We start from the raw sequence: 24,215 nt of genomic DNA, 5'->3' as shown, positions 1-24,215 counted from the left end.
ATAAGTGAGTAAATCATTAAAAATCCCAGCTACCTATATGCGTGGTGGTACGAGCAAAGGCGTTTTCTTTCGTCTTGAAGATTTGCCCATAGCGGCGCAACAAGCTGGAGAAATCAGAGACCAGCTGTTGCTACGTGTGATTGGTAGCCCTGATCCTTATGCTAAGCAGATTGATGGTATGGGGGGGGCTACATCGAGCACCAGTAAAACCGTCATTGTCAGTAAAAGCGAGCGAGACGATCACGATGTTGATTACCTGTTCGGACAAGTTTCTATCGATAAACCGTTTGTCGATTGGAGTGGAAATTGCGGCAATCTTTCCGCTGCAGTAGGCCCGTTTGCTCTTCATAGTGGCTTTATCGACGAAGAGCACATTCCCAATAATGGTGTGGTAACGGTGCGCGTGTGGCAAGTGAATATTGGAAAAACCATTTTAGTGCATGTGCCGATTTGTAATGGTGAAGTACAAGAAATGGGCGATTTTGAATTAGACGGCGTGACGTTCCCTGCTGCCGAAATTCAGGTTGATTTTATCAACCCCGCAGATACAGCGGCAGATGATAATCGCTCCATGTTCCCAACAGGAAATTTGGTTGATGATCTGGAAGTACCCGGTTTAGGCACCTTAAAAGCCACCATGATTAATGCAGGCATTCCAACCATTTTTGTTGAAGCGAATGCGATTGGTTATCAAGGTATTGAGCTGCAAGATCAAATCAATAGCGATGAAAAAGCGTTGGCGATGTTTGAATCGATTCGTGCTTATGGCGCATTAAAAATGGGATTGATTGAACATCTCGAACAGGCACAGCAACGTCAACATACGCCAAAGGTCGCGTTTGTGGCAAAAGCGCAAAACTATCTGTCATCGAGCGGTAAAGCGGTTTCTGCAAGCGAAGTGGATATTCTGGTCAGAGCCTTATCGATGGGCAAATTGCATCATGCCATGATGGGTACGGCGGCGGTCGCCATCGCATCAGCCGCTTGTGTGCCCGGAACTTTGGTGAATATGATGGCCGGTGGCGGCGAAAAAGAGTCGGTCACTTTTGGTCATCCATCGGGCTCATTGAAAGTGGGGGCGAGTGCTACCAGAATCAATAATAATTGGACGGTAGAAAAGGCGGTAATGAGTCGTAGTGCGCGAGTATTAATGGAAGGTTGGGTGAGAGTCCATCTTTAAAATAGAAAAATGACGTGAAGGAAAATGTTATGTCTGCATATTTAAAGGAATATCAATGGGCTCAATCCGAACCAGAATCATTTTGGCAAACGCAAGCTAAACAGATTGATTGGTTTGAATTTCCGAAAACCATATTACAAAAAGACAGCAACGGTATTGAACGCTGGTTTGCTGATGGTGTGCTTAATACCTGTTGGCTGGCGTTGGATTATCACTGTGAACAAGGGCGAGGTGAACGAACCGCCTTGATTTATGATTCTCCTGTAACGGGCAGAAAACGCCAATATACATATACCGAATTACGTAACCAAGTGGCAAAAGTCGCTGGCATGCTGGCTGAACAAGGCGTGACTAAAGGCGATAGGGTAATCATCTACATGCCGATGATCCCTGAAGCTGCGATGGCAATGCTCGCATGTGCAAGACTCGGCGCGATTCATTCTGTGGTCTTTGGTGGTTTTGCCCCCAATGAACTGGCAGTGCGAATTGAAGATGCCGAGCCGAAAGTGATCATGACGGCATCGTGCGGTATCGAAGTCGATAAGATTCTGCCTTATAAACCGCTGGTGGATCGCGCGATTTTAGACAGTCACTGGAAGCCAGAAAAAGTGTTGGTATTGCAACGCTCCGAGCATGTGGCTGAACTAAACCATGAGCGAGATATTGAATGGAATAGCGCGGTTAAAGCTGCACTTCCTCACGGTTGTGTTCCGGTGTTAGCAACTGATCCGCTTTATATTCTTTATACTTCTGGTACGACAGGTAAGCCGAAGGGCGTGGTGCGTGACAACGGTGGTCATGCGGTAGCGATGAAGTATTCGATGTCGACTATCTATAACATGCCGCAAAACGGAGTATTCTGGGCAGCTTCGGATGTGGGGTGGGTTGTTGGGCACTCCTATATTGTCTATGCGCCGCTTATTCATGGTTGTACCACTATCTTGTATGAAGGGAAACCGGTGCGGACACCAGACCCTGCCGCGTTTTGGCGAGTGTGTGAAGAGTATCAAGTCGAAGCGCTATTCTCTGCCCCGACCGCTTTTCGGGCCATTAAGAAAGAAGATCCTAATGGCGATGGTTTGAAGCGTTATGATTTGTCCAAGTTAAAAACTATTTTTATGGCCGGAGAAAGGCTTGATCCACCGACCTTAGAGTGGGTAGAACTGCACACCAACAAACCAGTTATTGACCACTGGTGGCAAACCGAAACTGGCTGGGCGATAGCGGGTAACCCTACTGGTTTAGAACTTATGCCAGTTAAGGCCGGCTCTGCAACTAAGCCGCTTCCCGGTTATCAGGTTGAAATTCTCAATGAATTTGGTGAAGTATTACCCGCGAATCAACAAGGGTTTGTTGCACTTAAACGGCCGCTACCACCAAGCTGTTTACCGACAGTGTGGCGCAACCATGATCGTTTTGAATCCGGCTACCTAGCGCAATTTGAAGGTTATTATGTTTCCGGTGATGGTGGTTATCTCGATGAAGACGGTTATCTGTTTATCATGGGGCGAATTGACGATGTGATCAATGTCGCTGGGCATCGATTATCGACGGGTGAAATGGAAGAAATTGTCGGTGCGCATCCTGCTGTTGCTGAATGTGCAGTCGTTGGTGTGTACGATGAACTGAAAGGGCAGTTGCCATTGGGTTTGGTGGTACTTAAAGATGGTATCAAGCTCGATGAGCTGGAATTAGAAAAAGAGTTAATTGGTAAAGTGCGTAGTGAGATTGGAGCAGTCGCTTGCTTTAAGCATGCCTTGGTGGTCGAACGTTTACCCAAAACGCGTTCAGGTAAAATTCTAAGACGGGTGATTCGTCAAATTGCCGATGGCGATGAATACGCCGTACCTTCAACAATTGATGATCCAGCTAGCCTTAGTGAGCTTGAAAAAGCGCTGCATCACTAGGTTTATTGACCATGGTATTAACGCCTCACATGCTGTGAGGCGTTTTTCAATGTGAGTAGCAAATAGTGATTTACTTAAATTATTATTAGGGTACTTTGTTCTCTATATCTTAACAATGAGACAGCTTTAGAAAGTGTTTGCATGAAAAGTGACTACGTCGAGATGTATTTTTTCAGAGCTATCTTATAAAATCGTGCCCCAGCTTTCTTCATTCATGGTGCAAAATATGTCGCAAATAACGATTGCCCCAGCCGGTGATACCGATTTGGCATCATTGAACCAACTAATGTATGACCTTCACCATGAACATCATCTCGCTTGCCCGCAATATTTCAAAACCGCAGAAGAGATAGAACAAGAGAAAAGCATTGCTCGCTATCTCGATGATCCAGAATGCTTAGTTTATGTCGCAAAAAAGCAAGGGGCGATTGTCGGTTTTATTACGGGGCATTTTTGTGAGCTGATCTCGACAGTTAGCCAACCTGTGCAAATGGGAAGTATTGATGAGCTTTATGTTGAGCCAAAAGAGCGCCAACAAAAGATCGCGCAGATGTTGCTAAACAAAATAGAACAAACTTTTGAAGACTATGGTGTAAGCGAAGTTTTTGTTGAAGTGTGGGATTTTAATCAGGGTGCGCAGTCTTTTTATCAGCAGTCAGGTTTTTCTCATCATATTCATTGGTTACGTAAGTCAATCGATAACAAATAGGTCGGTGGCTGATATTGATAGGTTTTAATGTGTTTAAGCAGTTTTTATTGATCAGCGGGATATTACTTTCACTGCTGTTTTCAACGAGTGGTCTTGCGCTAGAACAGGGTAAGAATATTCGTGGTGCCCTATGTTTGGTTAAAGCCGATGACAAGATTGTATTGGTCAATGAGATCATCACAAAACAGATTTCGTTACCTGGTGGCACCATCACCCCAGGAGAAACACCAGAGCTAGCCGCTCAGAGAGAAACATGGGAAGAAACCGGTTTAGTGGTGACGGTTGGAGCAGTATTAGGCTATACCGATAGTGCGGTTATTTATAGCTGTCGCAGCGATTCAGACGTTATTGCGTTTAAGTCCAAGAATGTATTTGATGGGCATGAATTACCGATCTGGTTTGCGCCTCATTACGGAGTTGAAGTCGCCAGCGCAATGTTGGTTGACCCGAATGAAATAAATGCATCCCAGTACCGCTACCCAGAACAGTGGCAATTTATCATAGACATGGCTACTCAAGCTGAGGATCAGCCAGTTAATTATGTCTCTGAGCTTATGGCGGCAGCGCCTAAGATCCACCAAATTCAATTACATTGGATAGTGTCACTGCAACAAGCGGTTACCTTATTGCCAGAACCACTGTTGAATGGTGTCAACCTAATGGCTAATTGGCTGACAAAATTGGCAAGCCCTTTATTTTTGATTGTTTTATTTCCATTGATTGCAGGCTATTTTGGAAAACAATCCGTTTTCAAAATGTTTTTTGTTGTCTCCGTGACATCGATACTTTCTTTGGTTGCAGAGCAAGGTTTTACCTTGCCAAGACCGCATGCTTATATTCCCTTTTTGGAGCAACACCAAGGCTATGGCAATGGATTTCCTAGTTTACCGATGGCGTTATGGGTTGGTGTCGGGATTATCTTACTTAGATCTTGTGGAAGGTTGTATTGGAATCGATGGGTTGCCTTATGCTTGGCGATAATGTCACTGTTTATGTTGAGTCAATTTTATATTGGTGAAGCATTCTTAACGGATATGGCAATGGGCGGATTACTCGGCTTTTTGATAGCATGGCATATCATTCGTTTAGAGTTGAAGCCTGATGTTGATATCAATACTCTGTTGAGTTCACGGGGTGTTTGGTGGGGCTTAACGATTTCAGTCGCGATTTTGACCGTGATATGGCCGTTTCCTATTTTCACTTTGTGGCTTGCAATATTGACCACTGCTTCAATGTTGGTGCTGGTTATGAAAAAAATAGAGTTCCGTATGACGGAGACGCAAATGTGGTTAGCCGTTATCGTGTTACTCGGGGGCAACTACCTCATTTCATATGCAGCAACATTTATTGCCTATAGCGGCTTGCTATCGTTAGTCGCTGAAACGCTACGCTTTCCAGTATTGATGGTTATTTTTGCTCTCTCATGGAGAAAAAAAGCGTATAAATAGAACGCCCCAATTGACGATGAGGCGTTTATTCGGTTAATACTTCAGCGTTAATTGAGCGCAAATTTCTCAATAGCAATAGCAACACCATCTTCATCATTACTTAGCGTAATATGATCTGCAATTTTCTTGGTTTGTTCCATCGCGTTGGCCATTGCTATGCCGAGCCCGGCAAACTCCAACATGTGGTGATCATTCTCTGCATCACCCATGCATATTACTTGATCGGCCGTTATTGCTAAGTGATCAGCAATCGCTTTAACGCCAACACCTTTATTACTCTGAGTGTTGAGAAACTCTAAAAAGAATGGCGCACTCTGAACAATGGTAAATTGTTGGTACAGTTCTTCAGGCAATTTAGCCACCGTATCGCTCAGTAGGCTTGGCTCGGCGACGATCATAGCTTTGATAATTGGGTGGTCATCTTCCAGTGCCTCAAAGTCCATTTCAGTGATAGACAACCCATTGATTCTTGCTTCCAGTTCAGTGTATTCACTGATATGTGGTGTAATTAGACCGTGTATTTGGCTGAAGGCGTGCGTATTTACACCAAATTGGCTTGCCAGTTTTGCTACTTGTTTTGCTGATTTTCCGTCGATGATCTGGTGGTGGATGATTTCACCAGTACCAATGTTTTGCACCATAGAGCCGTTGTAATAGAGTACAAAATCATCGTTAGAGTTCAGATTAAGTTCTTCCAATTTATCGCGCATACCGTCTATTGGGCGACCAGATGCAAGTACCACGGTGATACCTTGCTCCCGAGCTTTGGCGATAGCTTGCTTGGTTCTTTCTGTAATTTGCTTTTTGCTATTGAGCAGTGTGCCATCCATGTCTAATGCGATGAGTTTGTACATGTCTTACCTAAATTTAAAAAAGAAGAAGTGTGCAGCTTATTCAAGTTAGGATTCCAGTGCCACTGATTTAAGCAATTTTTTAGTTAATAGCGGGGGATTAATTTGACCTGAAGCTAGGCTTCCATTAAGGTCAGCGACCTATATTTTTGATACCAAGTTAGGCTGAGTTTACGTTGTACAAAATTAACGAAATGTTCGAAACCATCCAAGGTGAAGGTGTTTATACTGGTGTGCCTTCTGTTTTTATTCGTCTGCAACAATGCCCTGTAGGGTGTGCTTGGTGCGACACGAAACAAACTTGGGATGCTACGCCGCAAGATGAGCGCTCCACAGATGACATTTTAGCTAAGACTCAAGACAACCCAACTTGGTGTTCAGCCAGTGCTAAAGAGATTATTTCGCTTTATAAAAAACAGGGCTATCAAGCTAAACATATTGTCATTACTGGTGGAGAGCCCTGTATCTATGATTTACGACCGCTAACGCAAGCGTTTGAAGTAATAGGCTGCCAGTGTCAAATTGAAACAAGTGGAACATCACCGATACAAGCAACAGAGAAAACATGGGTTACGGTGTCACCAAAGGTGGCCATGAAAGGTAAATTACCCGTTTTAGATTCGGCGCTACTTCGAGCGAATGAAATTAAACACCCAGTGGCGACATCAAAAGATATCGATCAATTAGATGAGTTACTCTCAAGAGCAAATGTACCTACATCGACCATTATCGCCCTGCAACCGATCAGTCAAAAAGAGAGAGCAACGCAATTGTGTATTGATACATGTATTGCGAGAAATTGGCGTTTATCAATCCAAACTCATAAGTATCTCAGTATTGCATAGAGGATAAATCATGAAAAAAGCCGTTGTTGTATTTAGTGGTGGACAAGACTCGACCACTTGTTTGGTTCAAGCCTTAAATGAGTTTGATGAAGTGCATGCAATTACTTTCGATTACGGTCAGCGTCATAAATTAGAAATTGAGGTTGCCAAAGCGTTAGCAACAAAATTAGGTGTGGCGGCACATAAAGTCATGGATGTTGGCCTATTGAATGAATTAGCGATCAGCTCTTTGACCAGAGACGATATTCCTGTATCGCATGAGTTGCAAGACAATGGCCTACCAAACTCCTTCGTACCTGGCCGTAATATTTTATTTCTAACTTTAGCGGGTATTTACGCCTACCAAATTGGTGCAGATACTGTGATTACTGGGGTTTGTGAAACTGATTTTTCAGGCTATCCGGACTGTCGCAATGACTTTGTTGAAGCAATGAATAGTGCTTTAGTACAAGGTATGGATCGTCAATTTAAGATCAGTACACCACTGATGTGGTTGAATAAAGCAGAAACGTGGGCGCTGGCTGATCAGTACGATGCACTAGAGCTAGTGAGAAATGAAACGTTGACCTGTTACAACGGCATTATTGGTGATGGATGCGGCGATTGCCCATCATGTGAATTACGTAAGGTTGGTTTAAATAATTACCTTAGCAATAAGTCTGAAATAATGAATGAACTCAGACGCAAGCAGTGAACCGAAAGTGCTTATACCCTTCCGACTTGAAGTTGCAGCGGTGTTGGCTACGTTCGCTCACCCCAATCACATAGTGTATCTATGCTCATGGGGATGAACTCACTTGCCGCCTACCTGCAACTTCAAGTAGTTTTGATAGGATAAAACGAAAATGCTCCGCCTAAGGCGGAGCATTTATCTAAGATAACAGCGAATGGTTAAAGGTACATTTTAGCCAGATCAGCAGGCTCAACCTCTTTACCTTCTAGGCTTGCATTCCAGTTTGTACCGATCAACACACCATCTTCATCCAGCGTAATGAGCCAATCTTCAACAAAAATATCTAAAGGAATTTCTAACACTTCAAAATCAGACCACTCTTCTACATTGTGAGTTTCAGCATCTTCTTTCGCAGACCAAAAAGGCATCACTTCACTGTTTTCGAATTCCGTAGAGTCGCATGCAAGCCAACCATCTTCGTTTTTTAGCCCCCAAACTAATTGGGTTTCTTTTGTTTGTGCTACAAACAGTTCTAAGTTTGCTTGAAGGTCAGCAGTTAATTTGCTCATTATCTTTATCTCATAAGGTTACGACGTGGCAAGGATAGCATTTTGTGCCGTCAAACACATTACAATTTTGGAAAGTAAAAAGGGCAAAAATGCCCTTTATATCAATACCGTTTGTTGACTACTGCTCGCGTTTAGTGAAAATAGACCATTCTTCCTTAATTGAACCTTTATGACCAACAACGGTTGCAATCACTTTTCTGTTCATAGCATGGCTAACTTCATCATCGCCACTTTCGGCAAGGTTAGTATCACCAAAGCCAACGATACGAATCCTACTTTGGCTAATACCATAGCTAATTAAGGTATTTTCCACATTGTAAGCTCGCTTTTTCGACAGTGCTAAATTGTACTCAGCGCTTCCTACTTTGCTTGCATAGCCTTGCAGCTCAATAGACGTCGATGGATACTGTTTTAAAAACTCTGACATTGAACGGATTTGTCCACGAAATACAGGATTAATATCCGCAGAGTCATTAGCAAACAAGATCCTTAATTGAAGCTGTTCTTCGGTTTTAATGTAGGTACCACAGCCATCGTTATCAATATCTGATCTTAAAGGAGTATCAGGGCATAAATCTCGAGCATTAATCACCCCATCTCTGTCGTCGTCTTGTAAATCATCAATCTGTGTCGCCAAAGGCGTGGTGATATACTCATACTCATCATCAGCGTATAAAGTTGCTGAAATAATGAGTGCTGAGCTAGCCATGATCGGCAATAAATATTTTAACATTTTAATACTCCACCGCTTCGTGCCATTCTTTCGGAGTGTCAACTCTTAATGCTGTTAATAGCGTACCAGTTGCATTCATGACACGGTATTTTGCATATTGTTCATCGTATTTCGCATCTAAGTAGCCTTTGCGAGCTTCAAAAAGCTCGTTCTCGGTATTCAATACATCAAGCAATGTACGTTTACCCAAACGGTATTGTTTTTCATATGCGATAACAGTGTCGGATGCAGAATCAACATGATCAGCCAAAAATTCTTTTTGCTGTAAAGTTAAATCCAGTGCGCTCCAAGACAAACGTAATCCTTCTTCAACCGTGCGATAGGTCCTGTCTCTTAAATCTTTTGCTTTATTCATTTGATAGGCTGCACTTTGGGTACGATCTGAATCTGAGCCACCGTTGTACAAGTTATATCTCATCCGAAGCATGGCAGAAAATTCATCACTGCTACCTTCGATACCACCCGCGTCATCACGCCATGTCTGAGCTGCTTCAAAAGAGAGCGTAGGGTAGTTTGTGCCTTGAGTTTGCTTATATTGAAACTTGGCTGAATCGACATCGGCCTGTGCGACTTTAATTACCGGATGATTCTCATACGCTTTGGCAATCGCTGAATCTATAGTAAAAGGCAAAGCTGATTGGTCAGCGCGAGGGAAAATTAACCCTTGAGGTGTCTGACCAACAATACGTTTGAACTGAGTATGTACATCAAACAAGTTATTCTGCGCGGCTAATAAATTTGCGTGTGCTTTTGCTAAACGAGCCTCAACCTGAGATAAGTCAGCTGTAGAACCTATTCCTGACTCAACGCGTTTTTGAATGTCACGATATATTTTTTTATGCACTGCTAGGTTGGTTTCGGAAAGCGTTAGAATCTCAAAAGCTTTCGTTGAGTCGAGATAGATCTTAGTAACCTCTAATGCGATGTCTTGCGCGTCGGCGAGTAGTTGAAAGCGCACTGATTCTGCATCTGCAGCTGTTCGATCGATATCATTTAATGTAGATGAGCCATCCCAGATCAACTGAGTTAATGTTATCGTCGCCTCTTTGCGAGTTAATTCATTATCAATACCTGATGCTAAATCTACAGCCTCATAGCCTATGCCAGCATCTAAATCAATCTTTGGTAAGTAAGCCCCAGACGAAGCATCAGAGCTGTAACGTTTGCTTACGTACTCGTTGAATGAACTCTTAATATTTGGATTGGTTGCAAGCGTTATTGATACTGCCTGTTCAAGAGTCTGGCTATACGCAGAAACAGGAAAACTTAATGCTGTGGCACAGCTTAATACCTTAACTTTCGTCCAATTCACTTTCTAGCTCCTCAAGGTGCTTACATTTTGTTATCTAATACTACGGCATTAGTTGTCTCATTAATGAGACGATTTATCGAAAATGCAAATAAAATAACATTAATAAACAATTATCCGCCACCTGTACATAATCATATAACATAATTTTGTTTAATTAAGGTGAGAGGAATCACTAACAAAATTTAGATTAGTCTAACAATGCCAAAAAAACACCAGTTAATGTGATGTTAGTTCAATATATCAATGTGTGACTTAAGTCGCTATACCGCCAATTTTAATAATGTTGCATTAACACGCATACTTTGTTTTCTAAGTGTTAAGTGCTAATTTATATATAGTATGAATGACAGATTGCGCCGCCAACGAATTGACGAATTGAATTGTTGGTTTTTTGTGATAACTGGGATTGATGAGGCTTTCTATGGGACGTAGTACTTTTCTGTTGGGTTCAAATTTGGCTGTTGGCCAACGCATTGCGGTTGATGTTAACGGTAATGTCCGAATCCTAAACTCTGGCGAAAAAGCCTTACCCGGTGAGATCATCATGAGTCCCAGTAAGTTAGGGGAAAATGATGGATCACTCAATACCAATGTTCAAATTAGTCAAATTGCTCCAGATGGTAGCGGTACTGATATTACCGACGATGTAAATGCAATCTTTGCAGCATTAGAGCAAGGGATAGATCCAACTCAGCTTGGAGAAGAATTTGCAACTGCAGCTGGTGAGTCAAATGGTTCTAGCCCTACTGATTCGGTCAGCATCACACGAGATGGAGCGGAAATAATCGCAGCGACAAATTTCGACACTTCAGCACTTACTTCACTGGGCTTATCTCAGACACAAAGTTTAGGCTTGCTAGAGCAATATTTAAATATTAGTGAAGCGATCATCACCGATGGGGGCAATGGCCCCGGTCCAAACCCAGACAATGACAAGCCCGCCCTCGAGATCAGCGGTGGGGGTGCCGTGAACGAAGGCACGAGTGCAGAGTTCGTGGTGACGTTAACGAAAGCGACCGAAGCGGACGTGGTGCTGAATCTTGGCGTGAGCACCGATGGCGCTTACAGCGCTGAAGCGGGGGATGTGGGTGGCTTGAGCGTGAGCTACGAGCAAGGTGGCCAGACCTTCGCTTTAGCGGTGGATCCGAATGGCAATGTGACTGTGCCTGCGGGCGTCACCGCGATCCGAGTGGTGGTAGCAACCACCCCAGATGAGGTGTACGAAGGCGATGAAACCTTCGGCTTGGTGGTCACCGACAGCAATAACGTCACCAGCAATGGTAGCGTGACGGGTGAAGCGATCATCACCGATGGGGGCAATGGCCCCGGTCCAAACCCAGATAATGACAAGCCCGCCCTCGAGATTAGCGGTGGGGGTGCCGTGAACGAAGGCACGAATGCAGAGTTCGTGGTGACGTTAACGAAAGCGACCGAAGCGGACGTGGTGCTGAATCTTGGTGTGAGCACCGATGGCGCTTACAGCGCTGAAGCGGGGGATGTGGGTGGCTTGAGCGTGAGCTACGAGCAAGGTGGCCAGACCCTCGCCTTAGCGGTGGATCCGAATGGCAATGTGACCGTGCCTGCGGGCGTCACCGCGATCCGCGTGGTGGTAGCGACCACCCCAGATGAGGTGTACGAAGGCGATGAAACCTTCGGCTTGGTGGTCACCGACAGCAATAACGTCACCAGCAATGGTAGCGTGACGGGTGAAGCGATCATCACCGATGGGGGCAATGGCCCCGGTCCAAACCCAGACAATGACAAGCCCGCCCTCGAGATCAGCGGTGGGGGTGCTGTAAACGAAGGCACGAATGCAGAGTTCGTGGTGACGTTAACGAAAGCGACCGAAGCGGACGTGGTGCTGAATCTTGGCGTGAGCACCGATGGCGCTTACAGCGCTGAAGCGGGGGATGTGGGTGGCTTGAGCGTGAGCTACGAGCAAGGTGGCCAGACCCTCGCCTTAGCGGTGGATCCGAATGGCAATGTGACCGTGCCTGCGGGCGTCACCGCGATCCGCGTGGTGGTAGCGACCACCCCAGATGAGGTGTACGAAGGCGATGAAACCTTCGGCTTGGTGGTCACCGACAGCAATAACGTCACCAGCAATGGTAGCGTGACGGGTGAAGCAATCATCACCGATGGGGGCAATGGCCCCGGTCCAAACCCAGACAATGACAAGCCCGCCCTCGAGATCAGCGGTGGGGGTGCCGTGAACGAAGGCACGAATGCAGAGTTCGTGGTGACGTTAACGAAAGCGACCGAAGCGGACGTGGTGCTGAATCTTGGTGTGAGCACCGATGGCGCTTACAGCGCTGAAGCGGGGGATGTGGGTGGCTTGAGCGTGAGCTACGAGCAAGGTGGCCAGACCCTCGCCTTAGCGGTGGATCCGAATGGCAATGTGACCGTGCCTGCGGGCGTCACCGCGATCCGCGTGGTGGTAGCGACCACCCCAGATGAGGTGTACGAAGGCGATGAAACCTTCGGCTTGGTGGTCACCGACAGCAATAACGTCACCAGCAATGGTAGCGTGACGGGTGAAGCGATCATCACCGATGGGGGCAATGGCCCCGGTCCAAACCCAGACAATGACAAGCCCGCCCTCGAGATCAGCGGTGGGGGTGCTGTAAACGAAGGCACGAATGCAGAGTTCGTGGTGACGTTAACGAAAGCGACCGAAGCGGACGTGGTGCTGAATCTTGGCGTGAGCACCGATGGCGCTTACAGCGCTGAAGCGGGGGATGTGGGTGGCTTGAGCGTGAGCTACGAGCAAGGTGGCCAGACCCTCGCCTTAGCGGTGGATCCGAATGGCAATGTGACCGTGCCTGCGGGCGTCACCGCGATCCGCGTGGTGGTAGCGACCACCCCAGATGAGGTGTACGAAGGCGATGAAACCTTCGGCTTGGTGGTCACCGACAGCAATAACGTCACCAGCAATGGTAGCGTGACGGGTGAAGCGATCATCACCGATGGGGGCAATGGCCCCGGTCCAACTCCAGATAATGACAAGCCCGCCCTCGAGATTAGCGGTGGGGGTGCCGTGAACGAAGGCACGAGTGCAGAGTTCGTGGTGACGTTAACGAAAGCGACCGAAGCGGACGTGGTGCTGAATCTTGGCGTGAGCACCGATGGCGCTTACAGCGCCGAAGCGGGGGATGTGGGTGGCTTGAGCGTGAGCTACGAGCAAGGTGACCAGACCCTCGCCTTAGCGGTGGATCCGAATGGCAATGTGACCGTGCCTGCGGGCGTCACCGCGATCCGCGTGGTGGTAGCGACCACCCCAGATGAGGTGTACGAAGGCGATGAAACCTTCGGCTTGGTGGTCACCGACAGCAATAACGTCACCAGCAATGGTAGCGTGACGGGTGAAGCGATCATCACCGATGGGGGCAATGGCCCCGGTCCAACTCCAGATAATGACAAGCCCGCCCTCGAGATTAGCGGTGGGGGTGCCGTGAACGAAGGCACGAGTGCAGAGTTCGTGGTGACGTTAACGAAAGCGACCGAAGCGGACGTGGTGCTGAATCTTGGCGTGAGCACCGATGACGCTTACAGCGCTGAGGCGGGGGATGTGGGTGGCTTGAGCGTGAGCTACGAGCAAGATGGCCAGACCCTCGCCTTAGCGGTGGATCCGAATGGCAATGTGACCGTGCCTGCGGGCGTCACCGCGATCCGCGTGGTGGTAGCGACCACCCCAGATGAGGTGTACGAAGGCGATGAAACCTTCGGCTTGGTGGTCACCGACAGCAATAACGTCACCAGCAATGGTAGCGTGACGGGTGAAGCGATCATCACCGATGGGGGCAATGGCCCCGGTCCAAACCCAGACAATGACAAGCCCGCCCTCGAGATCAGCGGTGGGGGTGCCGTGAACGAAGGCACGAATGCAGAGTTCGTGGTGACGTTAACGAAAGCGACCGAAGCGGACGTGGTGCTGAATCTTGGTGTGAGCACCGATGGCGCTTACAGCGCTGAAGCGGGGGATGTGGGTGGCTTGAGCGTGAGCTACGAGCAAGGTGGCCAGACCCTCGCCTTAGCGGTGGATCCGAATGGCAATGTGACCGTGCCTGCGGGCGTCACCGCGATCCGCGTGGTGGTAGCGACTACCCCAGATGAGGTGTACGAAGGCGATGAAACCTTCGGCTTGGTGGTCACCGACAGCAATAACGTCACCAGCAATGGTAGCGTGACGGGTGAAGCGATCATCACCGATGGGGGCAATGGCCCCGGTCCAAACCCAGACAATGACAAGCCCGCCCTCGAGATCAGCGGTGGGGGTGCCGTGAACGAAGGCACGAATGCAGAGTTCGTGGTGACGTTAACGAAAGCGACCGAAGCGGACGTGGTGCTGAATCTTGGCGTGAGCACCGATGGCGCTTACAGCGCTGAAGCGGGGGATGTGGGTGGCTTGAGCGTGAGCTACGAGCAAGGTGGCCAGACCTTCGCTTTAGCGGTGGATCCGAATGGCAATGTGACTGTGCCTGCGGGCGTCACCGCGATCCGAGTGGTGGTAGCAACCACCCCAGATGAGGTGTACGAAGGCGATGAAACCTTCGGCTTGGTGGTCACCGACAGCAATAACGTCACCAGCAATGGTAGCGTGACGGGTGAAGCGATCATCACCGATGGGGGCAATGGCCCCGGTCCAAACCCAGATAATGACAAGCCCGCCCTCGAGATTAGCGGTGGGGGTGCCGTGAACGAAGGCACGAATGCAGAGTTCGTGGTGACGTTAACGAAAGCGACCGAAGCGGACGTGGTGCTGAATCTTGGTGTGAGCACCGATGGCGCTTACAGCGCTGAAGCGGGGGATGTGGGTGGCTTGAGCGTGAGCTACGAGCAAGGTGGCCAGACCCTCGCCTTAGCGGTGGATCCGAATGGCAATGTGACCGTGCCTGCGGGCGTCACCGCGATCCGCGTGGTGGTAGCGACCACCCCAGATGAGGTGTACGAAGGCGATGAAACCTTCGGCTTGGTGGTCACCGACAGCAATAACGTCACCAGCAATGGTAGCGTGACGGGTGAAGCAATCATCACCGATGGGGGCAATGGCCCCGGTCCAAACCCAGACAATGACAAGCCCGCCCTCGAGATCAGCGGTGGGGGTGCTGTAAACGAAGGCACGAATGCAGAGTTCGTGGTGACGTTAACGAAAGCGACCGAAGCGGACGTGGTGCTGAATCTTGGTGTGAGCACCGATGGCGCTTACAGCGCTGAAGCGGGGGATGTGGGTGGCTTGAGCGTGAGCTACGAGCAAGGTGGCCAGACCCTCGCCTTAGCGGTGGATCCGAATGGCAATGTGACCGTGCCTGCGGGCGTCACCGCGATCCGCGTGGTGGTAGCGACCACCCCAGATGAGGTGTACGAAGGCGATGAAACCTTCGGCTTGGTGGTCACCGACAGCAATAACGTCACCAGCAATGGTAGCGTGACGGGTGAAGCGATCATCACCGATGGGGGCAATGGCCCCGGTCCAAACCCAGACAATGACAAGCCCGCCCTCGAGATCAGCGGTGGGGGTGCTGTAAACGAAGGCACGAATGCAGAGTTCGTGGTGACGTTAACGAAAGCGACCGAAGCGGACGTGGTGCTGAATCTTGGCGTGAGCACCGATGGCGCTTACAGCGCTGAAGCGGGGGATGTGGGTGGCTTGAGCGTGAGCTACGAGCAAGGTGGCCAGACCCTCGCCTTAGCGGTGGATCCGAATGGCAATGTGACCGTGCCTGCGGGCGTCACCGCGATCCGCGTGGTGGTAGCGACCACCCCAGATGAGGTGTACGAAGGCGATGAAACCTTCGGCTTGGTGGTCACCGACAGCAATAACGTCACCAGCAATGGTAGCGTGACGGGTGAAGCGATCATCACCGATGGGGGCAATGGCCCCGGTCCAAACCCAGACAATGACAAGCCCGCCCTCGAGATCAGCGGTGGGGGTGCTGTAAACGAAGGCACGAATGCAGAGTTCGTGGTGACGTTAACGAAAGCGACCGAAGCGGACGTGGTGCTGAATCTTGGCGTGAGCACCGATGGCGCTTACAGCGCTGAAGCGGGGGATGTGGGTGGCTTGAGCGTGAGCTACGAGCAAGGTGGCCAGACCTTCGCTTTAGCGGTGGATCCGAATGGCAATGTGACTGTGCCTGCGGGCGTCACCGCGATCCGAGTGGTGGTAGCAACCACCCCAGATGAGGTGTACGAAGGCGATGAAACCTTCGGCTTGGTGGTCACCGACAGCAATAACGTCACCAGCAATGGTAGCGTGACGGGTGAAGCGATCATCACCGATGGGGGCAATGGCCCCGGTCCAAACCCAGATAATGACAAGCCCGCCCTCGAGATTAGCGGTGGGGGTGCCGTGAACGAAGGCACGAATGCAGAGTTCGTGGTGACGTTAACGAAAGCGACCGAAGCGGACGTGGTGCTGAATCTTGGTGTGAGCACCGATGGCGCTTACAGCGCTGAAGCGGGGGATGTGGGTGGCTTGAGCGTGAGCTACGAGCAAGGTGGCCAGACCCTCGCCTTAGCGGTGGATCCGAATGGCAATGTGACCGTGCCTGCGGGCGTCACCGCGATCCGCGTGGTGGTAGCGACCACCCCAGATGAGGTGTACGAAGGCGATGAAACCTTCGGCTTGGTGGTCACCGACAGCAATAACGTCACCAGCAATGGTAGCGTGACGGGTGAAGCGATCATCACCGATGGGGGCAATGGCCCCGGTCCAAACCCAGACAATGACAAGCCCGCCCTCGAGATCAGCGGTGGGGGTGCTGTAAACGAAGGCACGAATGCAGAGTTCGTGGTGACGTTAACGAAAGCGACCGAAGCGGACGTGGTGCTGAATCTTGGCGTGAGCACCGATGGCGCTTACAGCGCTGAAGCGGGGGATGTGGGTGGCTTGAGCGTGAGCTACGAGCAAGGTGGCCAGACCCTCGCCTTAGCGGTGGATCCGAATGGCAATGTGACCGTGCCTGCGGGCGTCACCGCGATCCGCGTGGTGGTAGCGACCACCCCAGATGAGGTGTACGAAGGCGATGAAACCTTCGGCTTGGTGGTCACCGACAGCAATAACGTCACCAGCAATGGTAGCGTGACGGGTGAAGCGATCATCACCGATGGGGGTAATACAAACAATCTACCGACTGCTGATGATTTCTCTCTATCTTCAGAACATAGCGTTGTTAAAGTTGATTTCTCTGACTTTGCAAAGGATGTCGAAGATGATGCAGATGCTAATCAATTTACTCAGGTGAAGCTTGCAGACTTGCCGGAACATGGCGATTTGTACTATTACGATGGTACAAACTATGTGAAGATTACCTCTGATATGATTGGTGGAGATAATCCACTTACGTTTCGAGATGATACAAGTGTTTACTATGTAGTCGATACAAATACTCAAGTGACTAGAGAAATTGATAGTTCGGATTTGAGTGCTGCTGGTGATGGTGTTAATACACTTAGTTTAGGCGGTATGACTATTAGTGGAGGAACCTTTATTGATGGAATATTTAACACTAATAGTGGTGCAACAATCGTCTATGATCATAATAAGAATCAAAATGGGGTTTACGTTAATACAACGCCAGGCAAGGGTGAAGCTCCTGGGCAGGAAACGTCAGCAGGTGAGTTTATCTCAGTTGCTAGTGATAAAGGGAATGTCACGTCTGCTACATTTAGCTTTACTAGTCTTCAAGGCTTATTAGGTACTAGTGCACATGCGAAAATAGTCGCTTACACCTATGACAATGGTCAGAGAGTAGGAGAGCCTATCGATCTCAATATTGATGTTACTCATCCGAATCCAGACCATATAGGAACCGCAACGCTTACATCAGTTAATACGTTTGATGAAGTGAGACTCGTGGTTGTCAATACGAAAAATGGTGGTCAGGGTGCTGGTTTCAATCTATCCGGTGTTGAGATGGTAGTATCTGGTGAGGTAGAAATTAAAGATGATTTTACCTATTGGGCGGTTGATTCAGATGGACAGCAAAGTGCTTCAAAAGGTACCGTTGATATTCACGCGTCTAATGTGCTGCCTGGAAATGAAATGTTAAATGGAAGTGTTGACTCCGTTAAATTTATGGAAGGGTTTGGAACATATCAATGGGCGACTTCCGCTGCCACTATCTACGAAGGCGCAGCTCACACTATATTAGATTATGACCCCATTAATGGCGTAACTATTGATACAGGGATTGCTAATGATGATGTATATATGGGAGCTGGGGCTGACACCATTTACCTAGGAGAAAGTCACTCTGTAACACAAGATATTAACCTGTCTAACCAAGATCTCGCGATTAATGAATTTGTTACTAAAAGTATCAATGAGCTTACTACGACAACCGAAGATGGTGCATTGACGGTTAGCGGTAGTTCTGATGCAGGACTTGATATCGCTCATGGCGGCGGCGGCAATGACAAGATCTATGGTGAAGATGGCTCTGACCTGATCTTCGGCGGTACTGGTCACGATATTTTAGATGGTGGTAAAGGTAACGATGCTGTTCGAGGCGGTTCAGGCAATGACACTATTATTGGTGGTGAAGGTAACGATATTTTAGTCGGTGATGAAGGTGCTGATATCTTCAAATGGGTTGATATGGATACGGCGACTGATAGAGTGACAGATTTCAATGCCGCGGAAGGTGATCAGTTAGATCTGTCTGATTTGTTCTCTGATATGGAAAAAGACGATATTACGGCTTTGCTTAACGATTTGAGTTCTGGAGATAATGAAGGCCATGTAAATGGTGTCGACGTGATTATTACCCAAGATAACTCGGCTGCGACCTTGAGCATCAGTAAAGGTGGTGAAAAACTCACTATTGATTTCGATGGAGCATCTGCCGTCGACATTACTTCTAATTTGATGGATAACTTAAATCATTTAAAGGATTAAAATAAGAAAACCGGAGCTTGAAAGGGCTCCGGTTTTTTATGTTGTCTGGATATCTTTGGTTACTGCTAGAGTGAATAGTTGTTTGCTGTGCTTGGTATTATAAAACCTTACAAGCAAACCCTTTCAAATAAAAACCTTCAGGATAGGCTGAATCTGTAAGGTGGTCGGCAGCTTGCTCGAATCTCTCTACAAACTTAACGCTGCGGCCTGCATCCAAGGCGGCATCAGCAATTATTTTTTGAAATAGGTCGGTTCCCATTAAGCCAGAGCATGAGTAGGTAAGCAGTGTTCCGCCTGGCTTTAAAATTTGCATGGCGAGCATGTTAATATCTTTATAACCATTTGCCCCTGACGTTAAGTTATTTTTGCTCGATACAAATTTTGGTGGGTCCATGATGACCACATCAAATTGTGTACCTTGATCACGGTACTCACGTAGCAATTTAAAAACATCGGCATTCAGGAAAACGGCTCGTTTTTTAGAAATATCAAAATTGTTAATTTCAGCATTATATTTAGCGGTATCTAGTGCTGGCTGAGATACGTCGGCATTGATAACACGCTGTGCACCACCTTTTAGGGCGTACAGGCCAAAACCTCCCGTGTAGGAAAAGCAGTTTAGAACCTCTTTATTTTTAACATATTTTAAAGATTTTTGGCGGCTATCTCGTTGATCAAGGTAGAAACCAGTTTTGTGTCCACCAATAATATCGACGCTTATTTTTACCCCATTTTCTTCAATGATGATTGATTTTGGCGGTTCTTGACCGTGAAGCACACCGGTTGTTTCTTCAAGACCTTCTTTTTTACGCACCGCGACATCTGAGCGCTCGTAGATACTGCATTCAGGGAAAACTTGGATAAGAGCATCAACGAGCGAGGATTTGTGGAACTCGGCACCAGCACTAAGTAGTTGGCAAACTAGGTAGTCTTGATATTTATCGATGGTTATCCCAGGTAAGCCATCTGACTCAGCAGCAATAAGTCTAAAACCTGTCAAGCCATCTCGCGCGATAATATCTTCACGTACTAGTAAAGCGTCTTTGATTCGTTGAACAAAGAAATCCGTATCAATTTCTCTTTTGTCAAAGCTCCACACGCGCGCTCTAATTTGAGAGGTGGGGGAATAGGCTGCTTTAGCTAACCACTGGCCGTCATGGGTAAGTACATCTACCGTTTCACCGAGGCCAGGTTCACCTTCAACCTTATTGATTCCTCTCGAGAAAATCCAAGGATGTTTACGGCGTAAAGACTTTTCTCGGCCTTTTACTAGATAAATTGCAGGTGTCATAGGTTACTCGATGAAATATTCAAAATGGGGGCATATTTTCATAGAAAAGGTTATGGAAAGCAAATAAAGAAACAGAGATACGCTATATGTTTGATTGCTAATTACTTGATCTTTAAAAGTCATCATTCATTACGATTTTTAATCAATGGGATATCCATCAATTCAACAAGCATTTATCTATTCCATAATATTAAATAAATGGTAGGTTTGTTGGGTTTAGGTTCAAATTACCAATGTATATGGTTTAGATGAGATAGCGAGGTATTCATGGCGACGCAATGCGATAAATTTGTAGTCTCAGGAATAGTGCAAGGGGTTGGTTTTCGTTACCACACAGCACATTATGCCTTGAAACTAGGTTTAACAGGGTACGCTAAAAATTTAAATAATGGTGATGTAGAAGTGATAGCTGTTGGAGATAGCGACAACATAGAACAGCTTTACCAATGGATTAAACAAGGACCAAAGACTGCGCAGGTTGAGTTTGTGATGCGTGAAAGTGGTTTTGCTTCTGAAAGTTTTAAAGGTTTTGAAATACGATAAGGCTATTTAGTGAGCCTTATCGTATATATTTTATAAGCACTTCGCGGGTTTAGGCAGACCTGCAAGTTTGGTTGCTTGTTTAGCGGGGCCTTGTTTAAATAGCTTAAACAAATACTTACTATTACCTTTTTCTGGTCCATGTGCTTTTTCCATGGCTTTTACAAGCATGCGTACAGCAGGGGACGTATTAAATTCTTCATAAAATTGGCGAACAAAGTGAATGACTTCTAAATGCGCATCCGTCAATTCGATCTCTTCATGATTAGCTAAAATTTGGATCATGCCTTCTTCCCACTGAGTGTGGTCAAGCAGGTAACCTTGAGCGTCAGTTTCGATGATTTTACCGTTGTATTCGAACATGTGAGTTCCTCAAATAACGATTTGCCGCTAGGGTATATCACGGTATGGCTGATCTCAACTATTTAGAAAGTAAAAAGCCCGAAAGCGTTCGCTCCCGGGCTTTTTCTAAACGGCTAGACTAGTCGTCGTTCATGATACCTAGAATGCTCAGTAAGCTGATAAACAGGTTCAAAATATTCAAATACATTGAGATGGTTGCATTGATGTAGTTAGTCTCTTCACCTCGCACGATACGGCTTGTATCAAACAAAATAAAGCCAGAAAATACGAGCGCTGAAATGCTACTAATAGCAAGTTGAGCCACTGTTGAGCCAACAAAGATATTAATAAGTGCCGCAACAATAACGATGATAAGACCAGCCATTAAGAAACTTCTCATGAATGAAAAGTCTTTTTTAGTCGTTATGGTATAAGCGGATAGACCCATAAAAACTAGGCCAGTCAAACCTAAAGCTTGAGCAATAATGCTTGGACCATTTGGAATCGCCACATAATGGTTCAGCATTGGCCCCAAGGCACCACCCATTAATGTAGTAAATACAAACGTCCAAACGATACCTGAAGAAGAGTTAACTGCTTTAGGCATTACAAAGAAAAGGATTCCGATGGCGGCTAGTTGCATAACTAACGCCATCATTGATGATATTTGCATAGCCATGGTAGCCATTGCTGCAATAGCACTGGTCATTAGCGTCATTGAAAGTAAGAAGTATGTATTCTTCAATACTTTGTTCGTTTGTAATGTGCTCTCTAAACTTGCTGAGCGAGTAAACATAGGGCTGTTCATAATCTTCCTCGTAAGGGTTTATGTCTTTAAGTACATTTATGGGGCTGAAAGTTCCATAAATCAAGCCCGATGTACCATTTCTTTCGTTCCATAATAGTAAAAATAGTCACGGACATGTTAATGAATGTGTAACATGATGTGTCGGTTAACATAAAAGAAAAAGAGGTGAAAAACACCTCTTTTATCAATTGGTTAGTAATTGGCAATCAAAGCTTGTTAATTAATGATGCAGAATTTGAGAAAGGAAGTTTCGTGTTCTGTTTGATTGCGGGTTTTCAAAGAACTCAACTGGGTTGTTTTCTTCAATGATTTCACCCGCATCCATAAAGATAACTCTATCGGCGACTTCTTTAGCAAAGCCCATTTCATGCGTCACACAAAGCATAGTCATGCCTTCTTCAGCCAACTCGACCATTACATCCAGTACTTCCCTAACCATCTCTGGGTCAAGCGCCGATGTTGGTTCATCAAATAACATGACTTGTGGGTTCATACATAATGAGCGAGCAATGGCAACACGTTGCTGCTGACCACCAGAAAGTTGACCTGGATATTTGTCCGCTTGATCTGGGATCTTCACCCTTTCTAAATACTTCATTGCGATAGCTTCGGCTTCGCCCTTAGGCATTTTCTTGACCCAAATAGGAGCTAGGGTGCAGTTTTCCAATACAGTCAGGTGAGGGAATAAATTAAAGTGTTGAAAACACATGCCGACTTCGCGGCGAACGGCTTCGATATTTTTTAAATCTTCAGTTAACTCATTGCCTGCAACGATAATTTGACCTTTTTGATGCTCTTCAAGTCGATTAATACAGCGAATCATGGTCGATTTACCTGAGCCGGAAGGACCACAAATAACGATTTTTTCGCCTTTTTTCACTGTTAGATTGATGTTTTTCAGTACGTGAAACTCTCCGTACCATTTATTCATATCATTAATCTGAATCATGACTTCTTCAGAGGGAGCTAGTTTGTGTTGTTGCGTCATAATACGTCCTTGAATTCTTAATTATCGTTTGTGACCAGTGTGGAGTTTGTTTTCGAGCCATATCGAGTATCTCGACATACCAAAACAAAACACCCAGAACACTAACGCGACAAATATATAACTTTCGGTCGCAAAGCCTAACCATTCAGGGTCAGTATTTGCGGCTTGTCCAATGCCTAAAACGTCGAACATACCGATAATGAGTACCAAACTGGTATCTTTAAATAAACCAATGAAAGTATTCACAATTGATGGAATGGTGATTTTTAGCGCCTGAGGCAAAATAATTAAACTAATTTTTTTCCAGTAGCTCAAGCCAAGCGCATCTGCTGCTTCATATTGACCTTTTGGTATCGCTTGTAGGCCACCACGAATCACTTCAGCCATATAAGCTGCACTGAACATCACGACCCCAATCAGTGCGCGGATCAGCTTGTCGGTTTCTGAGCCTTCGGAAAGGAACAGCGGTAGCATAACCGACGCCATAAACAGTACAGTAATCAGAGGAACGCCACGCCAAACTTCAATATATACAGTACATAAGCTACGTATAATTGGCATGTCTGAACGACGACCTAAAGCCAAGGCAACACCGATTGGTAATGACACCACAATACCGACTAAAGCGATGATCAATGTTACGAGTAGGCCACCCCACTTATGCGTATCAACAACTTCTAATCCAAAAAAACCACCGTACAGCAAAGCTGCAACCATAAATGGATAGATATTGACAAAGAATAACCATATCCATGTTTTTTTAGGCGTTTTTTCATACGCAAGTAGTACAGTGAAAATCGCTAGTGTGAAATAGAAAAGGCGAGGGCGCCAAAGTTCAGCTTCAGGGTAAAAGCCGTACATGAACTGATCCCATCTAACACTGATAAACACCCAACAAGCACCGTCACGAGTGCAATCATTACGTGTACTGCCTATCCAATCGGCATTGAATATTGCCCAATTAAAGACATACCAAATCAAGGATAGAGCTATATAACCGAGGACTAATGTAAGAACCGAGTTTACGGCGTTGTTAAAAAGGTTTTTTCGTAACCAACCGACCAGACCAACAGTATTAGCAGGAGGCGGAAGGCTAGGCTGAAATTGATGTACTTTCATC

The 24,215-nt window shown here is 46.7% G+C and carries 17 protein-coding genes; 8 read left to right on the top strand and 9 right to left on the bottom strand.

Annotation, left to right across the window (positions count from 1 at the left end; genetic code table 11):
* The first annotated feature begins 4 nt into the window (after positions 1-4).
* From prpF to MCT08_RS09015, 4 genes are all read left to right on the top strand, one after another.
* A complete protein-coding gene (prpF, locus tag MCT08_RS09030; RefSeq protein ID WP_274678278.1) occupies positions 5-1,180 on the top strand; it encodes a 2-methylaconitate cis-trans isomerase PrpF in 1,176 nt (391 codons plus the stop codon).
* A 29-nt stretch (positions 1,181-1,209) separates the two neighbouring features.
* Entirely contained in the window at positions 1,210-3,087 is a 1,878-nt protein-coding gene (locus MCT08_RS09025) for a propionyl-CoA synthetase (protein ID WP_053309860.1), read from the top strand.
* 226 nt (positions 3,088-3,313) lie between these two features.
* Positions 3,314-3,796 (top strand): GNAT family N-acetyltransferase, encoded by a 483-nt coding sequence (locus MCT08_RS09020; RefSeq protein ID WP_053309859.1) that lies wholly within the window; start codon positions 3,314-3,316, stop codon positions 3,794-3,796.
* Between the two features lie 29 nt (positions 3,797-3,825).
* Complete coding sequence (locus tag MCT08_RS09015; RefSeq protein WP_053309858.1) at positions 3,826-5,244, top strand: bifunctional NUDIX hydrolase/phosphatase PAP2 family protein; 1,419 nt, start codon at positions 3,826-3,828, stop codon at positions 5,242-5,244.
* A 47-nt stretch (positions 5,245-5,291) separates the two neighbouring features.
* Here MCT08_RS09015 and MCT08_RS09010 read toward each other — a convergent pair whose 3' ends face one another.
* Positions 5,292-6,098: a Cof-type HAD-IIB family hydrolase gene (locus MCT08_RS09010; protein WP_261926790.1), complete on the bottom strand. Its 807-nt coding sequence runs from the start codon at positions 6,096-6,098 to the stop codon at positions 5,292-5,294.
* A 191-nt stretch (positions 6,099-6,289) separates the two neighbouring features.
* Between MCT08_RS09010 and queE the strand changes: the two genes are divergently transcribed.
* The gene (queE, locus tag MCT08_RS09005; RefSeq protein ID WP_168522272.1) at positions 6,290-6,940 is read left to right on the top strand and encodes a 7-carboxy-7-deazaguanine synthase QueE; all 651 of its coding nucleotides are present in this window, start codon (positions 6,290-6,292) and stop codon (positions 6,938-6,940) included.
* A 10-nt stretch (positions 6,941-6,950) separates the two neighbouring features.
* Positions 6,951-7,634, top strand: coding sequence for a 7-cyano-7-deazaguanine synthase QueC (gene queC, locus MCT08_RS09000; protein WP_053309855.1), 684 nt, complete (start codon positions 6,951-6,953; stop codon positions 7,632-7,634).
* Between the two features lie 197 nt (positions 7,635-7,831).
* Here queC and MCT08_RS08995 read toward each other — a convergent pair whose 3' ends face one another.
* The 3 genes from MCT08_RS08995 to MCT08_RS08985 form a co-directional block, all read right to left on the bottom strand.
* Positions 7,832-8,182 carry a DUF2750 domain-containing protein gene (locus tag MCT08_RS08995; RefSeq protein ID WP_053309854.1) on the bottom strand — a complete coding sequence of 117 codons (351 nt, stop codon included), beginning with the start codon at positions 8,180-8,182 and terminating at the stop codon, positions 7,832-7,834.
* 118 nt (positions 8,183-8,300) lie between these two features.
* Positions 8,301-8,915 (bottom strand): OmpA family protein, encoded by a 615-nt coding sequence (locus tag MCT08_RS08990; RefSeq protein ID WP_274678277.1) that lies wholly within the window; start codon positions 8,913-8,915, stop codon positions 8,301-8,303.
* A gap of 1 nt (position 8,916) precedes the next feature.
* A complete protein-coding gene (locus tag MCT08_RS08985; protein WP_168522267.1) occupies positions 8,917-10,227 on the bottom strand; it encodes a TolC family outer membrane protein in 1,311 nt (436 codons plus the stop codon).
* 421 nt (positions 10,228-10,648) lie between these two features.
* Between MCT08_RS08985 and MCT08_RS08980 the strand changes: the two genes are divergently transcribed.
* Positions 10,649-19,126 (top strand): Calx-beta domain-containing protein, encoded by an 8,478-nt coding sequence (locus tag MCT08_RS08980; RefSeq protein ID WP_274678276.1) that lies wholly within the window; start codon positions 10,649-10,651, stop codon positions 19,124-19,126.
* 97 nt (positions 19,127-19,223) lie between these two features.
* On the opposite strand, the gene MCT08_RS08975 is transcribed toward MCT08_RS08980, so the two are convergent.
* A complete protein-coding gene (locus tag MCT08_RS08975; RefSeq protein ID WP_168522263.1) occupies positions 19,224-20,417 on the bottom strand; it encodes a class I SAM-dependent methyltransferase in 1,194 nt (397 codons plus the stop codon).
* A 267-nt stretch (positions 20,418-20,684) separates the two neighbouring features.
* On the opposite strand from MCT08_RS08975, the gene yccX reads away from it, so the two are divergent.
* Positions 20,685-20,960, top strand: coding sequence for an acylphosphatase (yccX, locus tag MCT08_RS08970; protein ID WP_053311586.1), 276 nt, complete (start codon positions 20,685-20,687; stop codon positions 20,958-20,960).
* Positions 20,961-20,990: 30 nt separating this feature from the next.
* On the opposite strand, the gene MCT08_RS08965 is transcribed toward yccX, so the two are convergent.
* The 4 genes from MCT08_RS08965 to MCT08_RS08950 all read right to left on the bottom strand — a co-directional run bounded on the left by MCT08_RS08965 (position 20,991) and on the right by MCT08_RS08950 (position 24,214).
* Complete coding sequence (locus tag MCT08_RS08965) at positions 20,991-21,320, bottom strand: TusE/DsrC/DsvC family sulfur relay protein (protein ID WP_053311585.1); 330 nt, start codon at positions 21,318-21,320, stop codon at positions 20,991-20,993.
* A gap of 118 nt (positions 21,321-21,438) precedes the next feature.
* Positions 21,439-22,107, bottom strand: a complete 669-nt coding sequence (locus tag MCT08_RS08960; protein ID WP_053311584.1) for a Bax inhibitor-1/YccA family protein — start codon at positions 22,105-22,107, stop codon at positions 21,439-21,441.
* Positions 22,108-22,327: 220 nt separating this feature from the next.
* Entirely contained in the window at positions 22,328-23,095 is a 768-nt protein-coding gene (locus MCT08_RS08955) for an amino acid ABC transporter ATP-binding protein (RefSeq protein ID WP_274678275.1), read from the bottom strand.
* 21 nt (positions 23,096-23,116) lie between these two features.
* The gene (locus MCT08_RS08950; RefSeq protein WP_053311582.1) at positions 23,117-24,214 is read right to left on the bottom strand and encodes an amino acid ABC transporter permease; all 1,098 of its coding nucleotides are present in this window, start codon (positions 24,212-24,214) and stop codon (positions 23,117-23,119) included.
* Position 24,215: the final 1 nt, after the last annotated feature.

Origin of the sequence: Vibrio aestuarianus (genome assembly GCF_028858425.1) — a bacterium.
GTDB lineage: Bacteria > Pseudomonadota > Gammaproteobacteria > Enterobacterales > Vibrionaceae > Vibrio > Vibrio aestuarianus.
This window is presented reverse-complemented; position numbering and strand designations above follow the sequence as displayed.

What these genes read in the sequence shown, in the direction of transcription:
- MCT08_RS08980 (WP_274678276.1), top strand. Translation starts at nt 10,649, where the DNA reads ATGGGACGTAGTACTTTTCTGTTGGGTTCAAATTTGGCTGTTGGCCAA.
- MCT08_RS08995 (WP_053309854.1), bottom strand. Translation starts at nt 8,182, where the DNA reads ATGAGCAAATTAACTGCTGACCTTCAAGCAAACTTAGAACTGTTTGTA.
- yccX (WP_053311586.1), top strand. Translation starts at nt 20,685, where the DNA reads ATGGCGACGCAATGCGATAAATTTGTAGTCTCAGGAATAGTGCAAGGG.
- MCT08_RS09025 (WP_053309860.1), top strand. Translation starts at nt 1,210, where the DNA reads ATGTCTGCATATTTAAAGGAATATCAATGGGCTCAATCCGAACCAGAA.
- MCT08_RS09010 (WP_261926790.1), bottom strand. Translation starts at nt 6,098, where the DNA reads ATGTACAAACTCATCGCATTAGACATGGATGGCACACTGCTCAATAGC.
- queE (WP_168522272.1), top strand. Translation starts at nt 6,290, where the DNA reads ATGTTCGAAACCATCCAAGGTGAAGGTGTTTATACTGGTGTGCCTTCT.
- MCT08_RS08990 (WP_274678277.1), bottom strand. Translation starts at nt 8,915, where the DNA reads ATGTTAAAATATTTATTGCCGATCATGGCTAGCTCAGCACTCATTATT.
- MCT08_RS08955 (WP_274678275.1), bottom strand. Translation starts at nt 23,095, where the DNA reads ATGACGCAACAACACAAACTAGCTCCCTCTGAAGAAGTCATGATTCAG.
- MCT08_RS08950 (WP_053311582.1), bottom strand. Translation starts at nt 24,214, where the DNA reads ATGAAAGTACATCAATTTCAGCCTAGCCTTCCGCCTCCTGCTAATACT.
- MCT08_RS08960 (WP_053311584.1), bottom strand. Translation starts at nt 22,107, where the DNA reads ATGAACAGCCCTATGTTTACTCGCTCAGCAAGTTTAGAGAGCACATTA.
- MCT08_RS09020 (WP_053309859.1), top strand. Translation starts at nt 3,314, where the DNA reads ATGTCGCAAATAACGATTGCCCCAGCCGGTGATACCGATTTGGCATCA.
- queC (WP_053309855.1), top strand. Translation starts at nt 6,951, where the DNA reads ATGAAAAAAGCCGTTGTTGTATTTAGTGGTGGACAAGACTCGACCACT.
- MCT08_RS08965 (WP_053311585.1), bottom strand. Translation starts at nt 21,320, where the DNA reads ATGTTCGAATACAACGGTAAAATCATCGAAACTGACGCTCAAGGTTAC.
- MCT08_RS08975 (WP_168522263.1), bottom strand. Translation starts at nt 20,417, where the DNA reads ATGACACCTGCAATTTATCTAGTAAAAGGCCGAGAAAAGTCTTTACGC.